General features: G+C 66.2%; 15 protein-coding genes. 7 read left to right on the top strand and 8 right to left on the bottom strand.

What is annotated here, in order from left to right; all coding sequences use genetic code 11:
* Positions 1–140 precede the first annotated feature (140 nt).
* Positions 141–1,796 carry a methyl-accepting chemotaxis protein gene (locus IGS55_RS17480; protein WP_230516656.1) on the top strand — a complete coding sequence of 552 codons (1,656 nt, stop codon included), beginning with the start codon at positions 141–143 and terminating at the stop codon, positions 1,794–1,796.
* Between the two features lie 33 nt (positions 1,797–1,829).
* Here the strand turns inward: IGS55_RS17480 and bamE are convergent, their stop codons facing one another.
* The 5 genes from bamE to IGS55_RS17455 are packed head-to-tail and all read right to left on the bottom strand — an operon-like array spanning position 1,830 to position 5,259.
* Positions 1,830–2,138, bottom strand: a complete 309-nt coding sequence (gene bamE / locus IGS55_RS17475) for an outer membrane protein assembly factor BamE domain-containing protein (RefSeq protein WP_230516655.1) — start codon at positions 2,136–2,138, stop codon at positions 1,830–1,832.
* On the bottom strand, positions 2,135–2,923 hold the full coding sequence (locus tag IGS55_RS17470; protein WP_230516654.1) for a hypothetical protein: 789 nt from the start codon (positions 2,921–2,923) through the stop codon (positions 2,135–2,137). The genes bamE and IGS55_RS17470 overlap by 4 nt, the downstream gene beginning before the upstream one ends.
* Positions 2,924–2,972: 49 nt before the next feature.
* On the bottom strand, positions 2,973–3,332 hold the full coding sequence (locus IGS55_RS17465) for a nucleotide pyrophosphohydrolase (RefSeq protein ID WP_230516653.1): 360 nt from the start codon (positions 3,330–3,332) through the stop codon (positions 2,973–2,975).
* Positions 3,329–3,790 (bottom strand): GNAT family N-acetyltransferase, encoded by a 462-nt coding sequence (locus IGS55_RS17460; RefSeq protein ID WP_230516652.1) that lies wholly within the window; start codon positions 3,788–3,790, stop codon positions 3,329–3,331. Before IGS55_RS17460 ends, IGS55_RS17465 begins: the two co-directional genes overlap by 4 nt.
* A gap of 35 nt (positions 3,791–3,825) precedes the next feature.
* Positions 3,826–5,259 carry a cytochrome P450 gene (locus IGS55_RS17455; RefSeq protein WP_230516651.1) on the bottom strand — a complete coding sequence of 478 codons (1,434 nt, stop codon included), beginning with the start codon at positions 5,257–5,259 and terminating at the stop codon, positions 3,826–3,828.
* A gap of 108 nt (positions 5,260–5,367) precedes the next feature.
* Between IGS55_RS17455 and IGS55_RS17450 the strand changes: the two genes are divergently transcribed.
* Positions 5,368–6,225 carry a helix-turn-helix domain-containing protein gene (locus IGS55_RS17450; protein WP_230516650.1) on the top strand — a complete coding sequence of 286 codons (858 nt, stop codon included), beginning with the start codon at positions 5,368–5,370 and terminating at the stop codon, positions 6,223–6,225.
* 39 nt (positions 6,226–6,264) lie between these two features.
* Here IGS55_RS17450 and ilvB read toward each other — a convergent pair whose 3' ends face one another.
* Positions 6,265–8,016 (bottom strand): biosynthetic-type acetolactate synthase large subunit, encoded by a 1,752-nt coding sequence (gene ilvB, locus IGS55_RS17445; RefSeq protein ID WP_230516649.1) that lies wholly within the window; start codon positions 8,014–8,016, stop codon positions 6,265–6,267.
* Between the two features lie 99 nt (positions 8,017–8,115).
* Between ilvB and IGS55_RS17440 the strand changes: the two genes are divergently transcribed.
* Both IGS55_RS17440 and IGS55_RS17435 read left to right on the top strand, forming a co-directional pair.
* Positions 8,116–8,577: an Lrp/AsnC family transcriptional regulator gene (locus IGS55_RS17440; protein WP_034784295.1), complete on the top strand. Its 462-nt coding sequence runs from the start codon at positions 8,116–8,118 to the stop codon at positions 8,575–8,577.
* 95 nt (positions 8,578–8,672) lie between these two features.
* The gene (locus tag IGS55_RS17435; RefSeq protein WP_230516648.1) at positions 8,673–11,171 is read left to right on the top strand and encodes a TonB-dependent receptor; all 2,499 of its coding nucleotides are present in this window, start codon (positions 8,673–8,675) and stop codon (positions 11,169–11,171) included.
* Here IGS55_RS17435 and IGS55_RS17430 read toward each other — a convergent pair.
* Together IGS55_RS17430 and IGS55_RS17425 are read right to left on the bottom strand one after the other, a co-directional pair.
* Positions 11,168–11,815 (bottom strand): response regulator, encoded by a 648-nt coding sequence (locus IGS55_RS17430; RefSeq protein WP_230516647.1) that lies wholly within the window; start codon positions 11,813–11,815, stop codon positions 11,168–11,170. The genes IGS55_RS17435 and IGS55_RS17430 overlap by 4 nt on opposite strands.
* Positions 11,816–11,823: 8 nt before the next feature.
* Entirely contained in the window at positions 11,824–12,735 is a 912-nt protein-coding gene (locus tag IGS55_RS17425; RefSeq protein WP_230516646.1) for a histidine kinase, read from the bottom strand.
* Positions 12,736–13,164: 429 nt separating this feature from the next.
* On the opposite strand from IGS55_RS17425, the gene IGS55_RS17420 reads away from it, so the two are divergent.
* From IGS55_RS17420 to IGS55_RS17410, 3 genes are all read left to right on the top strand, one after another.
* Positions 13,165–13,980, top strand: coding sequence for an NF038120 family PEP-CTERM protein (locus IGS55_RS17420; protein ID WP_181877962.1), 816 nt, complete (start codon positions 13,165–13,167; stop codon positions 13,978–13,980).
* Position 13,981: 1 nt separating this feature from the next.
* Complete coding sequence (locus IGS55_RS17415) at positions 13,982–17,146, top strand: S8 family serine peptidase (protein WP_230516645.1); 3,165 nt, start codon at positions 13,982–13,984, stop codon at positions 17,144–17,146.
* A gap of 157 nt (positions 17,147–17,303) precedes the next feature.
* Entirely contained in the window at positions 17,304–17,921 is a 618-nt protein-coding gene (locus tag IGS55_RS17410; RefSeq protein ID WP_181877963.1) for an AIM24 family protein, read from the top strand.
* Positions 17,922–17,936 lie beyond the last annotated feature (15 nt).

The raw sequence follows: 17,936 nt of genomic DNA, 5'->3' as shown, positions 1-17,936 counted from the left end.
TCTAAAACATAAATGAATTGGCTTTTATTAAATTATTTGACCAGTGTCACTGTCGCCGGGGCGATATATCATGGGTGCTTGATGTGGTATATTGTTTTTATGATTTTGTTATGCTAGTTGAAAAAAATAGAGGAGCGACGATGCGGGTCAATACGCCTATCACGCAAAATGAATACGTATTAAATGAAGGCATGACGATTGTTTCCACCACGGATTTACAGGGAAACATCAATTACGCCAATCAGTATTTCATTGAAGTCAGCGGTTTTTCAGAAATGGAACTGCTGGGTACGCCACAGAATATTCTGCGTCATCCCGATATGCCGGCCGAAGCGTTTGCCGACCTGTGGGACACCATCAAGACGGGCATGCCATGGACCGGCATGGTCAAGAACCGCTGCAAGAATGGCGATTTCTACTGGGTCTTCGCCAATATCACGCCCGTCATCGAAAACGGCCGCCCGATCGGCTATATGTCCGTGCGCACCAAGCCCACGCGCGAGCAGATCAACGAAGCGGCAGCCCTGTATAAAAGTTTTAAAGACGGCAATAGCGCGAACCTGGCGATCCGCAATGGCCGCGTCGTGCGCCAGGGCTGGGCCGCCAAGCTGGCCGAGTGGCGCAAGCTGACCCTGTCGCAAGACCTGGCCCTGCATTGCATCGTCTTCGGCGTGGTGCTGGCCATCCTCGGCTGCGCCGTGTGGAATATCGATGGCGACACGAGCACGGCCACGCGCAGCTGGCTCAGCGGCGCCGCCGCCGCGGCCGTGGCGCTGATGCTGTATTTCTGGGCCCACCTGCACAATTCCCTCGTCGCACCGCTGGGCGAGGCCATCACGGTGGCGCGCAAGATGGCTGGCGGCGACTTGACGGGCGTCATCGACAAGGTGCGTGACGACGACATGGGCCAATTGATGGCGGCCTTGCGCCAGACGAATATCAACCTGCACAGCATCATCGGCGACGTGCGGGCCAACTTCGAGGATATCCGCGTCACCACGGCCGAGATCGCCACCGGCAATATGGATTTGTCCAGCCGCACGGAATCGCAGGCGTCCAGCCTCGAGCAGACGGCGGCCAGCATGGAGGAACTGACGTCGACCGTGCAAAACAGCGCCGACCACGTGGCCACGGCCAACGACCTGGCGGCGCAGGCGTCGACCGTCGCGGCCAAGGGCGGCACCATCGTCAGCGAAGTGGTCACCACGATGGATGAGATCAGCACGTCGTCGCGCAAGATTCTCGACATCATCGGCTTGATTGACGGCATCGCCTTCCAGACGAATATCCTCGCCTTGAACGCGGCCGTGGAAGCGGCCCGCGCGGGCGAACACGGCCGCGGTTTCGCCGTCGTGGCCGGCGAAGTGCGCAGCCTGGCGCAGCGCTCGGCAACGGCGGCAAAAGAAGTGAAAAACCTGATCGACCATTCGATCGCCACCGTGAACGCGGGCAGCGTACTGACCAGCAATGCGGGCGCCACCATGACGGAGGTGATCGCCTCGGTAGCCCGCGTGACGGAAGTGATGGACGAGATTTCCTCGACCACGCGCGAGCAGAACCAGGGCATCGGGCAAGTCAACCAGGCCGTCATCCACATGGATGGCATCACGCAGCAGAACGCGGCGCTGGTGGAGCAGGCGGCGGCCGCCGCCACCAGCCTGGCGCAGCGCACCGACAGCGTGGCCCAGTCGATCGGCATCTTCAAATTGAAGGCGTCGCCCAAGCGCAAGACGGCTGGCGTGGGACGCAGCGTGGGCGCGGGCGCGGCGTCGCGGGCCTTGCTGAAGGCACGCTAAGACAATCTCCCGCCAGCGCACCGCTGGCGGGATTTACTTCGCTACCCGGTACACCTCTCCGCTGCGCACCTTCCGCACCACCCCATCCCCGCCAAACAGAATCACGTATTCTCCCTGCGCGCCCGAGGCGGCCGGGTAGGTGTACATCCACACTTCATTGCCGCTGTCGAAACGGATGGACGTGCTCTCGCCCAGCGCCGCGCGCACCTGTTCGCGCGTGCTGCTGCCCGGTTGCACCGTCTGTTCCAAGGTTGCGTACGGCACGTTCTTGCTTGCCTGTAAGGCGCGCGTGCCGGAGCAGGCGGCGAGCAGCACCAGCACGAACACACTGAGCCACTTCATGGCGCCACCTCGTCCATGTAAGTAAATTCCAGCAGGGTGTCGTCGGGCCAGCGGGCATCCCACAAGGGCGCGTAATACGTGCGGTCAAGCAAGACCTGGCAGTCGCAATAGGGCAGCGAGGCGGGCGTCTGCTCGCCGCCCGCGTACAGCATCCTGAACGGTAACGCCAGGCGGCGCTCGCCATGCACGAGGGTGACGCCGAACAGGGGACGGTCCGTGAAGAACAAATAGTTGCCGTCCGGCTGCGAGCAGACTTTGTCCGTGCTGTAGAGCATGCTGGACAGCCAAGCGATGATTTGCGGGTCGTTCGAGATCAACCCGGAATCCATGCCGGCGCGGCATTCCAGGCGCAGGTCGCCCAGGCGCCGCGTGCCGGGCGGCAAGCCGGGCGTGATCACTTGCGCGCGCCAGCTCATGGTGGTGGCCTTGCGGTTGGCGATCAGCACGGCGTCTTCGCGCGCCGCTTGCGCATTGCGCACGGGGGCGAAGCTGTTGTCTTCGGCCAATGGTAACGGGATGCTGACGGTGTCGCCGGCGATGCGCAGCCGCACGCCCGCCATGTCCACGCCGGGCTGGCGCGGCAGCAGGCGAAAGCGCAGGCTCGCTTGCGGCGCCAGCGCACGGTCGCGCTCGAAACGGTCCACGCCCTGCAGCATCTTGCGGTACGATTTATCGACGGGGTCGCGCGTGGCGTCCACTTTTACCTGCGGCACGGGCGCGGTTTGCGCGAGGGCAACCGGGCCAGGGAGCAGGCAGGCAAGCAGCAGGGGAATAGGGATGCGCATGGCTTGATGCTACGCTTTTTTACGCGGCAGCCACGCACGGGTGGGCCTATCAATATTCGCTATATTTGCGCGCATCGCCGCGCACCTGCCGCGCCGGGTATTTCTGCGCATTGAGTTCCATTTTTTCCAGCACGGCCGCGTGCAGGTCGACGCCGCTCTTGTCGGCCAGGCGCACCAGATACATCAGCACGTCGGCCAGTTCGTGGCGGATGCCCGTGCGTTTGACCTCGTCCAGCTCGGCATCCGCGCCCGTGGGCAGCCACTGGTAGTGCTCGGCCAGTTCCGCCACTTCGACGGACAGGGCCATGGCCAGGTTTTTCGGCGTGTGGAACTGGTCCCAGTCGCGCTCGTCGGCAAAGGCGCGCAGGCGCGCGCGGATGTCAAACAGGCTGTCGGCGGGCGCGTTCATGCGGCCACCTGCAGCGGTTTTTCCATAAAAACACTGAATGGATCGTCAGGATAGTCGCCGTATGGCCCGCGCCGCTGGTAGCCGTGGCGCGCGTACAGGGCGATGGCTTCGGGCTGGTGGATGCCCGTCTCTAATGTCAGCAAGCGGCAGCCGCGCGCCAGCGCCTGCTCTTCCAGCAGGGCCAGCAGGCGCTTGGCCAGGCCCAGGCCGCGGCTGTCCGGGTGCACGTACATGCGCTTGACCTCGCCGAAATCGGGCGTGACGACGATGGCGCCGCAGGCCCGCGCCGCGCCTGCCGCATCGCGGGCGACGGCAAACAGCAGGGTATCAGGCGGCACGCACGCCAGGTCCAGCGAATAGACGCACTCGGCCGGATACAGGGTCTGTTGGTAGGCGTCAAGCTCGGCGATCAGGGTTTGCACGTCGGCTTGTTGCGGCGATTCCAGGCGGATAGTCATGGGAAGGTCGAATGTATGGGACTTCCCCCATGGTATCACCGCGGTGGCGCCAAGCGCATCGTCAGGCCGATGGGCGACATCACAAAACCCATCAGTTCCTGCGCTTCGCCGCCATCGGGCGTGTCGACGCCGGCGATGTCGAAGCTGCCCAGCAGCATGGCCATGGCGATCTTGATTTCCAACAAGGCCAGGTAGCGGCCCGGGCACGTGCGCAAGCCGGCGCCGAAAGGCATGGCGGTGCGCTTGTTGTTCTCCTCGCCGCCTTCCAGCCAGCGTTCGGGCTGGAAAGCCTGTGCATCGGGAAAGTGTGCATCGGACACGCTGTCGTGGCGCATCACGCACCACAGCATGCTGCCGGCGGGCACGGCCACGTCGCCCACCACCGTGTCGCGCAGCGCTTCGAGCGGAATGTAGGGCGCTACGGGTTTCAAGCGCATGGCTTCGCTGGCGCAGGCGCCCAGGTAGTCGAGGCTATCCATTTGCGCCACGCTGAACTGCGCCACGTCGGGTGCCAGGCGCCGCACTTCCTCGCGCGCCTTGGCCAGGCTGTGCGGATGGCGCTGCAACAGGTAGATGATCCAGGAAATCGTGTTGGCCGTCGTGTCTTCGCCGGCCAGCAGCATGGTCAGCACATTGCCGGCCACGGCGCGGTCGTTCACGCCGCTGCCGGGTTCGTCGGCGGCGGCGATCATGGCTTCGAGCAGGTTGGGCGGGCGCACGCGCCGCGCGGGGTCTTGTTCCATGCGTTCGCGCGCCTGCCGCACCAGTTGCGCCACGGCCACGTCCAGCGCCGCCACGTCGCGGTCCAGGCGCCGGTCGACGGGCAGCTTGACGTAGCGCCAGTACGGCAGCATCGACAGGCTGCGCCGCGCCACGGCTGGCAGGATGGCGTCCAGGTGGCGCTGGATCACGTCCTCGCCCGATTCGAGCGTGTTGACTTCCGTGCCGAAGGCCAGGCCGGCGATGATGTCGACCGTGTAGCGCTTCAGGTCGCCATCGAGGGCAATGGGCTGGCCTTGCGTGGCGGCATGCTGCCAGCGCCGCTGCAAGCGCTGCGCCACCGTCACCAGTTTCGGAAAATACGCCTTGATGGCGCCCGGCGCCATGCCGGCCATCACCATGCGGCGCTGGTTGCGCCATTCGCTGCCTTCGGCCAGGAAGACGCCGGGATTGCCGCCCATTTCCTCCGAGACGATGTAGCTGCTGAGGGGGCGGCGGAAACCATCGGGACGGTCGCGCAGCACGGCGGCCACCGCCTCGCTGTCGGCCACCACCAGTACCAGAGTGCGGCCGAACCAGGCACGCATGAAAGGTCCATAGCGGCGTACCCAGCCTTCCACGTCGCGGTGGATGCGCGGCAGCCGCACTTGCATGGCGTTGCCGATGATGGGCAAGGCGAATGGCCCCGGCAACTGGCGGATCTGGCGCAGGGTGGCGGCGGGTGCGGCGGCGTGGTCGAGTGGCGGCATGGAAAGCTCCTGTGGGAACGATGGCTAGACTCTAGCGCGCTTGCGGGCGCGCGTCTTGAACGAATACGACATCGCGCGCGGCCAAAAATTGCCGGTACAATCGTCGCCATGCCTGCCGCCCCCACGCCCCTGACCCGTTTGATCGCGCCGCGCACCGCGCTCGCTTCCTGCGTGCGCGCCTTCCTCGTGCGCGACACCACGCATTGCGCGCCGCTGCCGCCCGCGCAGCGCCTGAACCGCTTTCCCGCCACGCCCATGTGCTGCCTGCTGTGGACGGTCGCGGGCGACGTCGAGGCGGCCGGGCCCGGCCCCGACCTGCTGCACGTGCGCATGCCGCCCGCCCTGTTCAGCGGGCCGCGCGGCTATCCGCTGGTCAGCTACAACCCCGGCCCCGTGCACTCGTTCATGGTGATGCTGTATCCGGCCGCCCTGCACGCGCTGACGGGCATCGACATGGCGGCCCTGTTCGACCAGGTGCGTCCGCTGGAACCGCTGTTCGACGCCGACTGGCTGGCCTTGTCCGACGCCGTGCTGGCCGCGCCCGACGATGCAGCGCGCATCGCGCTGGTGGAAGCATTCCTGGCGCCGCGCTGGGCGCTGGCGCGCAAGAGCGGCGACCATCCCACCGGCGCCATCCAGGACTGGGTGCGCCGCCTGGGCGTACAGGCGGCCTCGACGGGCCTGGCCAGTGGCGCGCGCAACATCGAGCGCCGCATCAAGGCCTGGGCCGGCCAGCCCATGCGCACCCTGCGCCGCATGCGCCGCGCGGAACAGTCGTTTCTCGACGCACGCGAGGCCATGCTGCAAGGCAATGCTTCATGGACCGATATCGCCGCCGAGGGCGGCTACGCCGACCAGGCCCACCTGTGCCGCGAAGTGCGCGCCATCACCGGCCTGAGCCCCACCGAACTGGCACGCGCCAGCCGCGAAGATGAAAGTTATTGGATCTATAGGATATGGGCGTAATCCGGCAACATGGTTGGCGCGGCCGGTGGTGATGCCGACCTACCGCTCGCTGTACACCTTGCCCTTGGATAGGGTCACTTCATGGTGTCCCGCGCCGGGCGCCATCATGGGGAAACAATTTTCTGCGCCATGCACGCGCACGTCGAGGAAGTACGGGCCGTCGGATGCCAGGCAGGCCGCCAGCGCCGCGTCGAGCTCGTCGCGCCGGCTCACCGTCTGCGCCTGCCAGCCGAACGCGCGGGCCAGGGCGACGAAATCGGGCAGCGCTTCCGTGTAGCTGTGGCTGTAGCGCCCGCCATGGATGAGTTCCTGCCACTGGCGCACCATGCCCATGTAGCCATTGTTCGACAGCACCACTTTCACGGGCAGACGGTGCTGCACGGCCGTGGCCAGTTCCTGGATATTCATCAAAATCGACGCGTCGCCGCTGACGCACACGACGCGCTTGCCCGGATGGGCGATCTGCGCGCCGATGGCGGCCGGCAAGCCATAACCCATGGTGCCGGCGCCGCCCGAGGTGAGCCAGCGGCGCGGCTGCTCGAAGCGCATATGCTGCGCGGCCCACATCTGGTGCTGGCCCACGTCGGTGGACACGATGGCGTCCTGTCCGTCCAGGGCCGCCTGCAGCCGGCGCATCAGCGCCTGCGGCGCGATCACGTCCGGCGTGTCGTCGAACGTCAGGCTGTCCTGCGCGCGCCAGCCGTCGATGCGCTGCCACCACGGCTGACGGTCCGCCAGCAGGCGCCCGCGCAACTGCGCCAGCAGGGCGGCCAGCACGGGCGCGCAATCGCCGCGCAGGGCCACGTCGGCGCGCACCACCTTGCCGATCGATGCCGGGTCGATATCGACGTGGATGATTTTCGCTCCGGGGCAGAAGGCGTCCAGCCTGCCAGTCACCCGGTCGTCGAAGCGGGCGCCGACGCAGACGATCAGGTCGGCATGGTGCATGGCCAGGTTCGCTTCCAGGGTGCCGTGCATGCCCAGCATGCCGAGGAAGGCAGGGTGCGAGGCGGGAAAGGCGCCCAGTCCCAGCAGGGTCAGAGTGCATGGCGCGGCGGCCAGTTTCACCAGCTGCTGGAAAGCGGCGCAGGCATCGAGGCCGGAATTGATGAGGCCCCCGCCGCCATAGAACACGGGCTGCCGCGCGTTGGCGATCAGGCTGGCGGCCTGCTCGATATCGGCCGCGTCGGGTAGGGACGCGGCCAATGCGGCGGCGGATGGCAGCGGCGTGTTGTCCGCAACGGGCGCCAGCTGCATATCCTTGGGAAAGTCGATCAGCACGGGGCCGGGCCGGCCCTGCGTGGCTTGCACGTACGCTTCGTGCACGACGGCCGCCGTCTCGTCGGCCGTGCGGATTTGCCGGTTCCACTTGGTGACGGGGCGCGAGATGCCCAGCGCGTCGCATTCCTGGAAGGCGTTCGTGCCGATGCTGGTGGTGGCCACCTGGCCGCTGATGCAGATGACGGGAATCGAATCGCACAGGGCGTCGAGCAAGCCCGTGGTGGTATTGCTCATGCCGGGGCCGGAGGTGACGAAGACGACGCCGGGCCGGCCCGTGCTGCGCGCATACCCTTCGGCCGCATGCACGGCCGCCTGTTCGTGGCGCACGAGCACGTGGCGCAAACGCGGCTGCGCGTGCAGCGCATCGTACAGGGGCAGCACGGCGCCGCCCGGGTAGCCGAAGACGGTGTCGACGCCGAGCGCCAGCAGGGTGTCGATCAGGGTACTGGCGCCGTTGCGCGGCGCAAGATCATGGGCGGGAGCGAGGAGGGGCGCGGGATCGGGTTTCATAGGTCTATTTTCTGCTTGCCCCGGCAGAAAAGGCTGCTGGTTTTCTCGTATAGAATGACTTGATCAGCAAAATTTGCTGCAAACATGGGAAATCGCAAAATGAAGCTCGACAAATTCGACCTCGCCATCCTGACGGCCCTGCAGCAGGATGCCCGCATCAGCCTGCACGAACTGAGCGCCAAGGTGGGCCTGACCTCGTCGCCGTGCTGGGCGCGCATCAAGCGCATGGAGGACGATGGCGTCATCGAAGGCTACACGGTGAACGTCAACGCGGCCAAGGTGGGGCTGGCCGACACCGTCATCGTGCAAGTGACCTTGGACGACCATTCCGACCAGGCCCTGTTCGAGTTCGGCCACGCGCTGGCCATGATCCCGGAAGTGCTCGAAGCGTTCCTCGTCTCCGGCGACTACGACTACTACCTGCGCATCGCCGTCAGCGACACGCGCGACTATGAACGGCTGCTGCGCGAGCGTTTATACAAAATCCCCGGCATCCGCCACAGCAAATCGAGTTTCGTACTGCGCCAGCTCAAGCAGAGCTACTTGCCCTTGCAGCGATAGCCTGCCCGCACGGCGGGAGTTTTTCCCTAGTTCATCGATGGTGGCTGTCCGATACTGGGCAGACATAAAAACCATGATAAAAAACGGGGACCCGCATGAAACTGACTTTATTGGCCGCCGCCGCCATGGCGCTGTGCCAGGCGCAGGCTGCCGAACCTGCTGCCGCCAGCTTGGCCGCGAACCTGGCCGCCTCGGGCGACTTGCCCACCGTCATCATCACGGGCAGCATGCCGCTGCCCACCGTGGAGCAGCCGCGCGATGCCTTGGCCGCGCCCGTGCAGACGGCCAGCGCGCAGCAGATCGCCTCCAGCGGCGCGCTCGATATTTCCGCCTTCCTGCGCCGCAACCTGGGCAGCGTCTACGTGAACGAAGTGCAGAACAACCCGTTCCAGCCCGACGTCAGCTACCGCGGCTATACGGCCTCGCCGCTGCTGGGCACGCCGCAGGGACTGTCCGTGTACCTGGACGGCATGCGGCTGAACCAGCCGTTTGGCGACGTCGTCAGCTGGGACTTGATCCCGCGCATGGCGATCAAATCGCTGACCTTGATGCCCGGCTCGAACCCCCTGTTCGGCTTGAATACCCTGGGCGGCGCGCTGGCCCTGCAGACCAAGGATGGTCGCAGCCATCCCGGCACCGCCGTCGAGGCGCGCCTGGGTTCCGATCAACGTCGCGGCGTCGAGGTCGAGCATGGCGGCAGCAATGCGCAGGGCTGGCACTGGTATGTGACGGGCAACCGCTACAAGGAAGTGGGCTGGCGTGACGATTCGCCATCCGACGTGCGCCAGGTGTTTGGCAAGCTGGGCTGGAGCGATGCGCGCACCGATATCGCCGTCACGCTCGCCCACGCGGACAATGCGCTGACGGGCAATGGCTTGCAGGAACAGCGCATGCTGGCGCGCGACTACCGCAGCGTCTACACCAAGCCTGACCTGACGGAAAACAGGTCGACCCTGCTGAACCTGACGGGCAAGCACCAGGCCGGCGCCGCCTTGCTCTTGTCCGGCAATGTCTACTACCGCAAGATCGACACGCACACCTACAACGGCGACCTGAACGACGAGTCGCTCGACCAGTCCGTCTACCAGCCCGGCGCGGCCGAGCGCGCGGCCCTGGCGGCGGCCGGCTACACGGGTTTTCCCGTCAGCGGGGCGAATGCCGGCAATACGCCTTTCCCGAAATGGCGCTGCATAGCCAACGTGCTGTTGAATGACGAGCCGGCCGAAAAATGCAATGGCATGATCAACCGCAGCCATACGCAGCAGGAAAACTATGGTTTTTCAGGCCAGTTCACCGCGCTGGCCGACGTGGCGGGCGCGCGCCACGCCGTCACCGCCGGCGCCGCCTTCGATGCCAGCCGCGCCACGTTTCGCCAGACGAGCCAGTTCGGCTACCTGAACCCGGACCGCGGCATCACGCCCGTCGACTTCTTTGCCGACGGCACGCAGATCGACGACGACGGCATACCGGTCGACAACCGGGTCGACTTGAGCGGGCGCATGCGCACGTGGAGCGTGTATGTGAGCGACAGCATCGCGTTCAATCAAGACTTGACCCTGACCGTTTCCGGCCGCTACAACCGCAGCACCGTGCGCAACCGCGACGCCATCACGCCCGGCGGCGGCAGCGGCTCGCTCGACGGCGACCACCGTTTCAGCCGCTTCAATCCCGCCATCGGCCTGGCCTACGCACCGGCCGCAGGCATCAGCGCCTATCTCGGCTACAACGAAGGCAGCCGCACGCCGACGGCCATCGAACTCGGCTGCGCCGACCCGGACAACCCTTGCCGCCTGCCCAACGCCATGGCCGGCGACCCGCCCTTGAAACAGGTGCTGACGAAGACGTGGGAAGCGGGCATGCGCGGCCAGTGGGGCGAGGTGGCGCGCTGGAGCGCGGGCGTGTTCCGCGCGGAAAATCACGACGATATCCTGTTCGTGGCCGACAACCAGGCCGGTTTCGGCTACTTCAAGAATTTCGGCAAGACGCGCCACCAGGGCGTGGAGCTGGCGGCGGGCGGCAAGGCGGGCGTGCTGGACTTCGGCGTCAACTACACGTGGCTGCAGGCGACGTATCAAAGCCGGGAAACCGTCAACGGCAGCGCCAACAGCAGCAGCGACGCGGAGGCGCCCGGCCTGGAAGGCAATATCGCCATCACGCCGGGCAACCGGATTCCGCTCACACCGAGCCATATCCTGAAGGCGCACGTGGAGGTTCAGGGCGGACGCGACTGGACGGTGGGCCTGGCCATGACGGCCGTGTCGAGTTCCTATGCGCGCGGCAATGAAAACAATGCGCACCAGGCGGGCGGACCAGCGTACCTGGGCGCGGGCAAGAGCGGCGGCTACGCCGTGGTCGAGCTCAACGGCAAATACCAGCTGACACGGCAGCTGAGCGTGTTCGCCCAGGTCAACAACCTGTTCGACCGACACTATGCGACGGCGGCCCAGCTGGGCGCGACGGGTTTCGACGCCAACGGCAATTTTAGTGCCCGGCCGCTGCCGGCCGTGAACGGCGAGTATCCGATGGTCAACGCGACCTTCTATGCGGCCGGCGCCCCGCGCAGCGTGAATGTGGGCTTGCGCTACGTGTTTTAAGGGTGGACGTGCTCGATGACGCCATTGCGCAAGGCCAAGTGGACGAGGGCGGCGGGGCCGGGCACGTCGAGCTTTTCCTTGATGCAGGTCTGGTGGTTGGCCACCGTCTTGCTGCTCAGGTGCAGCAGGCGGGCGCAGTCGGCGGCGCTGCGGCCTTCGGCCAGCAGGCGGAAGATTTCGAATTCGCGTTGGCTCAGGCTGCTCAAGCGCTGCGCTTCCATGCGGGCCGTGCCTTGCAGCACGCCCGGTGCGCTGTGCGGGTCCAGGTAGCGCCGGCCCGCGTGGGCGGCGCGCACGGCATCGACCAGGTGTGCCGGGTCGGCCTGCTTGCTGACGAAGCCGCAGGCGCCGCCGTCGAGCGCGCGGGCGATCAGCTGCGGCGTGTCGTGCATGCTGAACACGAGCACGCGGGCGCCGGCATCGCGGACGATCAGCTTGCGCAGCAATTCCAGGCCGCCGATGCCGGGCATGGACAAATCCGTCACGCAGACGTCGGGCGCGTGCTCCAGGTGCAAACCATACGCCGTTTCGCCATTGCCCGCCTCGGCCACGACGGCGATGTCGCCACCCTGTTCCAGCAGGCGCCGGTAACCGGTGCGCACCACCGGGTGGTCGTCGACCAGCATCACGCGGATCGGGGTCATGGCCGCGTTCATGCCGCACCGGCCGCCAGCGGCATCGCCACTTCGATGCGCAAGCCGTTGCCCAGCGCGCTGATCCAGCGGATATGGCCGCGCAGGCCGGCCACGCGCTCGCGCATGCCCAGTATGCCGAAGCCATCTGCCAGCGTTTTATCCGGGCATAAACCCTGGCCATTGTCTTCGATGGCCAGGTGCAGCACGCCGTGCGCATCGGCGCGCAATTCCACCGTGGCACGGTCGGCGCCCGCGTGGCGCGCCACGTTCGTCAAGCCTTCCTGCACCAGGCGGTAGATGGCGGTGGCGGTGCTGTCGTCGAGGCTGGCGGGGACGGCGTGCGGCGCGAAATGGCAGGCGATGCCGTGCTGCTGGGACCAGCTGTCGCACAGCGCCTGCAGGGCCGGCGCCAGGCCCAGGCTGTCGAGCACGGGCGGGCGCAGCCGGCGCAGCATGGTGCGCACCATCGCATGCAGCGCTTCCGACGAGCGGGCGATGCTGGCCGCGCACGCCTGCACATGCGCCTGGTCGCCATCGCGCGCGCGCAGGATGTAGCTGGCGGCGGCGCGGATGGCCGTGCAGTCTTGTCCCACTTCATCGTGCAGCTCGCGTGCCAGCGCGCAGCGCTCCTCTTCCTGCGCGCGCAGCAGGCGCTGCGTGAGGGCGCGGTTTTGCGCCAGCAGCAGCGCCACCTGGCGCCCGCGCCGCACGGCAAAGCCGGCCAGGGCCAGCGTCAGCAACAGCAGGCTCAGGGCCAGTTCATCGAGTTGCCAGTGCTCGTGGCGCCACAGCGCGTAGGTCAGCCGTTCGGCCAGGTCCAGTCTGGCGGCCAGCAGGAAAAAAGCCAGCGCCAGCGCGCTGCACACGAGGAGGCGCCGGGCCGGCCGCGTGCCTGAGCGGCCGTTGCCGGCCAGTTGGTAGTGTTCCATGATGCAGCTCCCTGTGCACGGTCGATCTCTTCGTTGTGCAAGCTTCATGCCATCGGCGCAGGGGCTGTGGCCGGGCGCGCAGGGGAGAGACAAGTGTTCCAGGATGGAACAGGTGTACCGCGATGTGACGGGTGGTGCTATGTCGCGGCGGGCGCGGTTTTCGAGCTTATCTGAAGTCGCGCCGGCATGCTGGCGCACACGTCTGCAGTGTGAGGCATTGTTGTTCCAATGTAACGTTGAGATTGCTCAAGCTTTCATAGATAAAACAAAACAAAGTATCGCAGAGCTAGATAAAAAATAAATAAATGATATTAAAAATATGTTATTTGTTTTATGCGATTTGCTATATTTGTTGACACTTTTGTGAAAAAGCTGAAAGCGGGCGCCAGACCTGCCGACCTATCTATCCACAACAAACAAGGGAATAGAATGAATCGTCCATCACATGCGCGGGTATCGCCCGCCACTGCCCATCCGCCCGCTACCCGCGGTCGCGCCACCATCCTGGCCGCGCTGGCCACCTTGTCCGTGCTGGCCTCGGCGCCGGCCATGGCCGATGTCCTGACCTTCGATAATTTGCGTCCCGACGTGTATGAAAGCGGCCAGACGCTCAATACGTCGAGCTACAACCTGCTGTTCCTGGCCGACCCGACCACGGCGGCCGGCGGCGGCGTCAGCGGCGTGGGCGCCATCCTCGATGGGCGCGCGGGTTCGTCGTGCGATATCGCCGCCTGTCCGCAGGGCGGCACCGGCAACTACCTGGCCATCCTCAACGATGGCGGCGTGAATTTCGCGCGTGCCGACCACCAGGCGTTCAGCCTGGCCGGTTTCGACTATTCCTTCATCGCCCCCGTCTCCGGCTTGCCCAACATGCAGTGGGGCCAGCTGCAGCTGAGCGGCACCCTCAGCAACGGCCAGGTGGTCAGCACCTCGCTGGCGTTCCCTGGCCAGGGCAGCGATGGCAACTACCATTTCCAGGGCGCTTCCCTGCTTGGCGGCTTCAGCAACTATGCGTTTACGGGCCTGACCTTCAACGCGTGTATCTTCAACGATACGGGCGCGTGCAGCAATTCCATCGATTTCCCCGCCTTTAACCAGGGCCAGTTTGCGCTCGACAATATCAACATCAGCGCCGTGCCGGAGCCGTCGACCTACATGCTGCTGCTGGCCGGCCTGGGCGCCATCGGCATGCTGTCGCGCCGCCGCGCTGGCAAGTTCGCCGCGTTCACCGTGCAAGGAGCATGAGATGAAATTACGTCCCGTTTCACTCGCGATCCTCCTGCTGGCCGCCAGCCTGGCGCAAGCGGCGCAGGCGCAGGAACGCCGTTCCTACATCGTGCAGCTGGTCGACAAGCCGGCCGCCACCTACACGGGCCAGGTCGACGGCCTGGCCGCCACCAAGCCGGCCCCGGGCGCACGCATCAACGTGGGCGCCGCCGATGTGCAGGCCTATTTGAGCTATCTCGACACCAAGCAGGCCGCCGTGGCCGGCACCGTCAGCGCGGCGGAAATCACGCACCAGTACAGCGTCGTCTTCAACGGCTTTTCCGCCTTGCTGACGGACGATGAAGTGCGGGCCCTGAAGAAAAACAGCGGCGTGGCCAGCATCAGCGCCGACTCCATCCTGCAGCTCGACACCAGCTACACGCCGACCTTCCTGGGCCTGGACAAGCCGGGCGGCCTGTGGGAGCAGCTGGGCGGCAAGGCGCACGCGGGCGAAGACATCATCATCGGCATCGTCGACAGCGGCATCTGGCCCGAGAACACGGCCTTTGCCGACCGCCTCGACGAGAACGGCGTGCCCAGCCACAGCGGCGGCAACGTCGTGTACGGCGCGCCGCCGGCCAGCTGGCAGGGCACTTGCCAGACGGGCGAAGGCTTTGGCGCCGAGAATTGCAACAACAAACTGATCGGCGCGCGCTACTACCGTGCCTCCACGTCGGCGCTGCACTGGACGGAATTCCGTTCGCCGCGCGATTCCGTCGCCGGCCTGACGGGGCACGGCGGCCATGGCACGCATACGGCGTCCACGGCCGGCGGCAACAATGGCGCCTTGGCCACCTCGAACGGCGTGTCGCTGGGCAAGGCATCGGGCATGGCGCCGCGCGCCCGCATCGCCGCCTATAAAGTGTGCTGGACGGCCGCATCGACGGGCCGCAACGGTTGCGCCACGGCCGACAGCGTGGCCGCCATCGACCAGGCCGTCAAGGATGGCGTCAACGTCATCAACTTCTCCATCGGCCCGAACGCGGGCGGCGGCGCCTTCGACGAGCCGACGGAAGTCGCCTTCCTCGGCGCGGCGGCGGCCGGCGTGTTCGTCGCCACGTCCGGCGGCAATTCCGGTCCATCCACGCCGGCGCCCGACGTGCCGGCGCCCGTCTCGCACATCAGCCCCTGGCTGGCGACGGTCGCCAATTCCACCCACAACCGCCTGTACGCGGGCAATGTCATCCTCAGCAACGGCACCAGGCTGGAAGGCGCGTCGAGCAATGCGAAGACGCCGGCCCTGCCGCTGATCCGCTCGCGCGATGCGGGCCTGGCCGGCGTGCCGCCGACGGACCTCAATCTGCTGCGCTGCTTCGGCGGGGCCGATGCCACGTCCGCTTATCTGGACCCGGCGAAAGTGGCGGGCAAGATACTCGTGTGCGACCGTGGCGGCAACGTGCTGGTCAACAAGAGCGCGAATGCCAGGACGGCGGGCGCGGCGGGCGTGGTCATCGCCAACGTGGCTGGCGGCGCCAACACCATCATCAACCAGGCGCACACGCTGTCGACCGTGCACCTGGCGCAGGCGCAGGGCGACGCGCTGAAGGCTTTCATGGCGTCCACTCCGGACGGCACGGCGGCATTGGGCGAAATCCATACCATCCCCGACACGACGGTGCAGGCGCCGATCGTCAGCGACCGTTCCTCGCGCGGACCGAACGTGGCCAACGCGAACATCCTGAAACCGGATCTCTCGGCGCCCGGCACCAACATCCTCGCCGGCGTGACGGCCGACCTGACCCCGGCGCAGCGCGATGCCGTGGCGGCCGGTGGCGTGGCGCCAGTGGCCGAGTGGGATTTCTATTCCGGCACGTCGATGGCCAGCCCGCACGTGGCCGGCGTGGCGGCGCTGCTCAAGCAGCAGCATCCGAGCTGGTCGCCCGCGGCCATCAAGTCGGCGCTGATGACGACGGCCTTCAGCACGTATCCCGATGGCTTGAACGGTTCCGTGTCATGGGATGCCACGGCGAAGAACTCGGGCCAGCTGCCATGGGGCCAGGGCGCCGGCCACATCGCGCCGAACAGCGCGGCCGATCCCGGCCTCGTGTACGACGTGTCGGAAATCGACTATGCGCGCTTCCTGTGCGGCCTGAACCTGAAGGTCTACAGTCCCGCCACGTGCCAGGCCGTCGGCACCATTCCTGCCTACAACCTGAACCTGGCGTCGCTGACGGCGGCCAATGTGCTGGGCACGCAAGTGCTGACGCGCACGGTGACCAACGTGGGCGCCAGCAGCGCCGTCTATAACGTCTCGGCCAGCCTGCCCGGCTACACGGTGGCGGTGACGCCAACGAGTCTGAGCCTGGCGCCGGGCGCCAAGGGCCAGTATCAGGTCAAGCTGACGCGCACCACGGCGCCGGCCAATACCTGGACCTACGGCGCCCTGAGCTGGACGGATGGCACGCACACGGTGCGCAGCCCGCTGACGGCGCGCGGCACGTCGCTGGCCGCCATTGCGCTGGTCAGCAGCGAAGCGGCCACGGGCAGCAAGGTGCTGACCCTGGGCACGGGCTTCACGGGCGCGCTGGTCGGCGTCAAGTCGGGTCTCGTCGAAGCCGTGCGCCAGACGCGCACGATCGGCCAGGCGGTGACGGGCGCTGCCGCATCGGCTGCCTGCAAGGCCGGTGGCGCCACGGGCGTGAACGTGCACAATGTGGTGATCCCGGCCGGCACCCTGGCGGCGCGCTTTGCCACCTACGACTCGGAAACGACGGGCGGCGCGAATACCGACCTGGACATGGAGGTCTACAACGCCGCCAATGTGCTGGTCGGCAGCAGCGGCAATGAAAGTTCCAATGAGCAGGTGGAACTGCGCCTGCCCGCCGCCGGTACCTACAAGGTGTGCATGATCGGTTTTGCGCCGCAAAACGGCCAGGCCGACTACGCCTTGTCGTCGTGGGTGCTGGCGCCGGGCTTGAACAACGGCAGCTTCAAGGCGTTGATGCCGGGCACGGCTTTCATGGGCGGCACGGCGTCTGTCTCGCTGAGCTGGTCCAACCTGGCCGAAGGCAAGCGCCACCTGGGCGCCGTCGGCTACCAGGTAGCTGGCGTGGTGCAGGGCGTGACGGTGGTCGAGGTCAATACCAATGATCCCGTGCCGCTGTTCCAGAACGCGCGCGGTGCCAAGCCGGTGCTGGCCGAGTAAACCGTTGCAGATGTCAGCGCAAGGCGTGCCTCCGGGCACGCCTTTTTTTTAACGGAGACCCCCGTTCGGGAGGAATAGCACTTGCATGGCGGTAACGCCCCCGGTATCTTGTCGGCTAGCCAAGGCTTTGTGGCCTGGCATTCTTGGGGAGTCGCGCGTGACCAGTTTCCGCACCAATACCGACCGCCTGCTGGAAGTGCGCCTGCAGGATGAAAAAGTGCTGGCGATTGCCGGCGCCATGGTCGCCTATACGGGCGCCATCAAATTTGAAAAGTCCCTGCTCGGCGGCGAGGGCCTCTTCGGCGCGCTCAAGCGCAAGGTGACGAACGAAGGCATGCAGGTGATGCAGGCCTCTGGCACGGGCACGGTGTTTTTCGCGCAGAATGCGGCCGAGATCACCGTCATGGCCCTGGCCGGCGAAAAGCTGACCATCGAAAGCAGCAGCCTGCTGGCCTACGACACGAGCCTGAAGACGGGCACCAGCTTTGCGGGCCTGCGCGGCGCCAGCTCGGGCCAGGGTCTGTTTTCCACCACCGTCGAAGGCAACGGCAACCTGGCCGTCATTTCGCGCGGCAACCTGATCATGCTGGAAGTGACGCCCGCGCATCCGCTGCGCGTGGATCCGGACGCCTTCGTCGGCTTCAAGGGCGACATCCGCCAGGAATTCGTCTTCGACGTCAACTGGCGCACGATGATCGGCCAGAGCTCGGGCGAATCGTACCAGCACAAATTCACAGGCCAGGGCGTGGTGTTCATCCAGCCCGCCGAACGTTAAGTTAGCGAGGACCCG

Origin of the sequence: Janthinobacterium sp. EB271-G4-3-2 (assembly GCF_020858035.1) — a bacterium.
Lineage (GTDB): Bacteria > Pseudomonadota > Gammaproteobacteria > Burkholderiales > Burkholderiaceae_D > Janthinobacterium > Janthinobacterium aestuarii.
The sequence above is the reverse complement of the archived record's forward strand: the minus strand, read 5'-3'. Positions and strand labels throughout refer to the sequence as shown.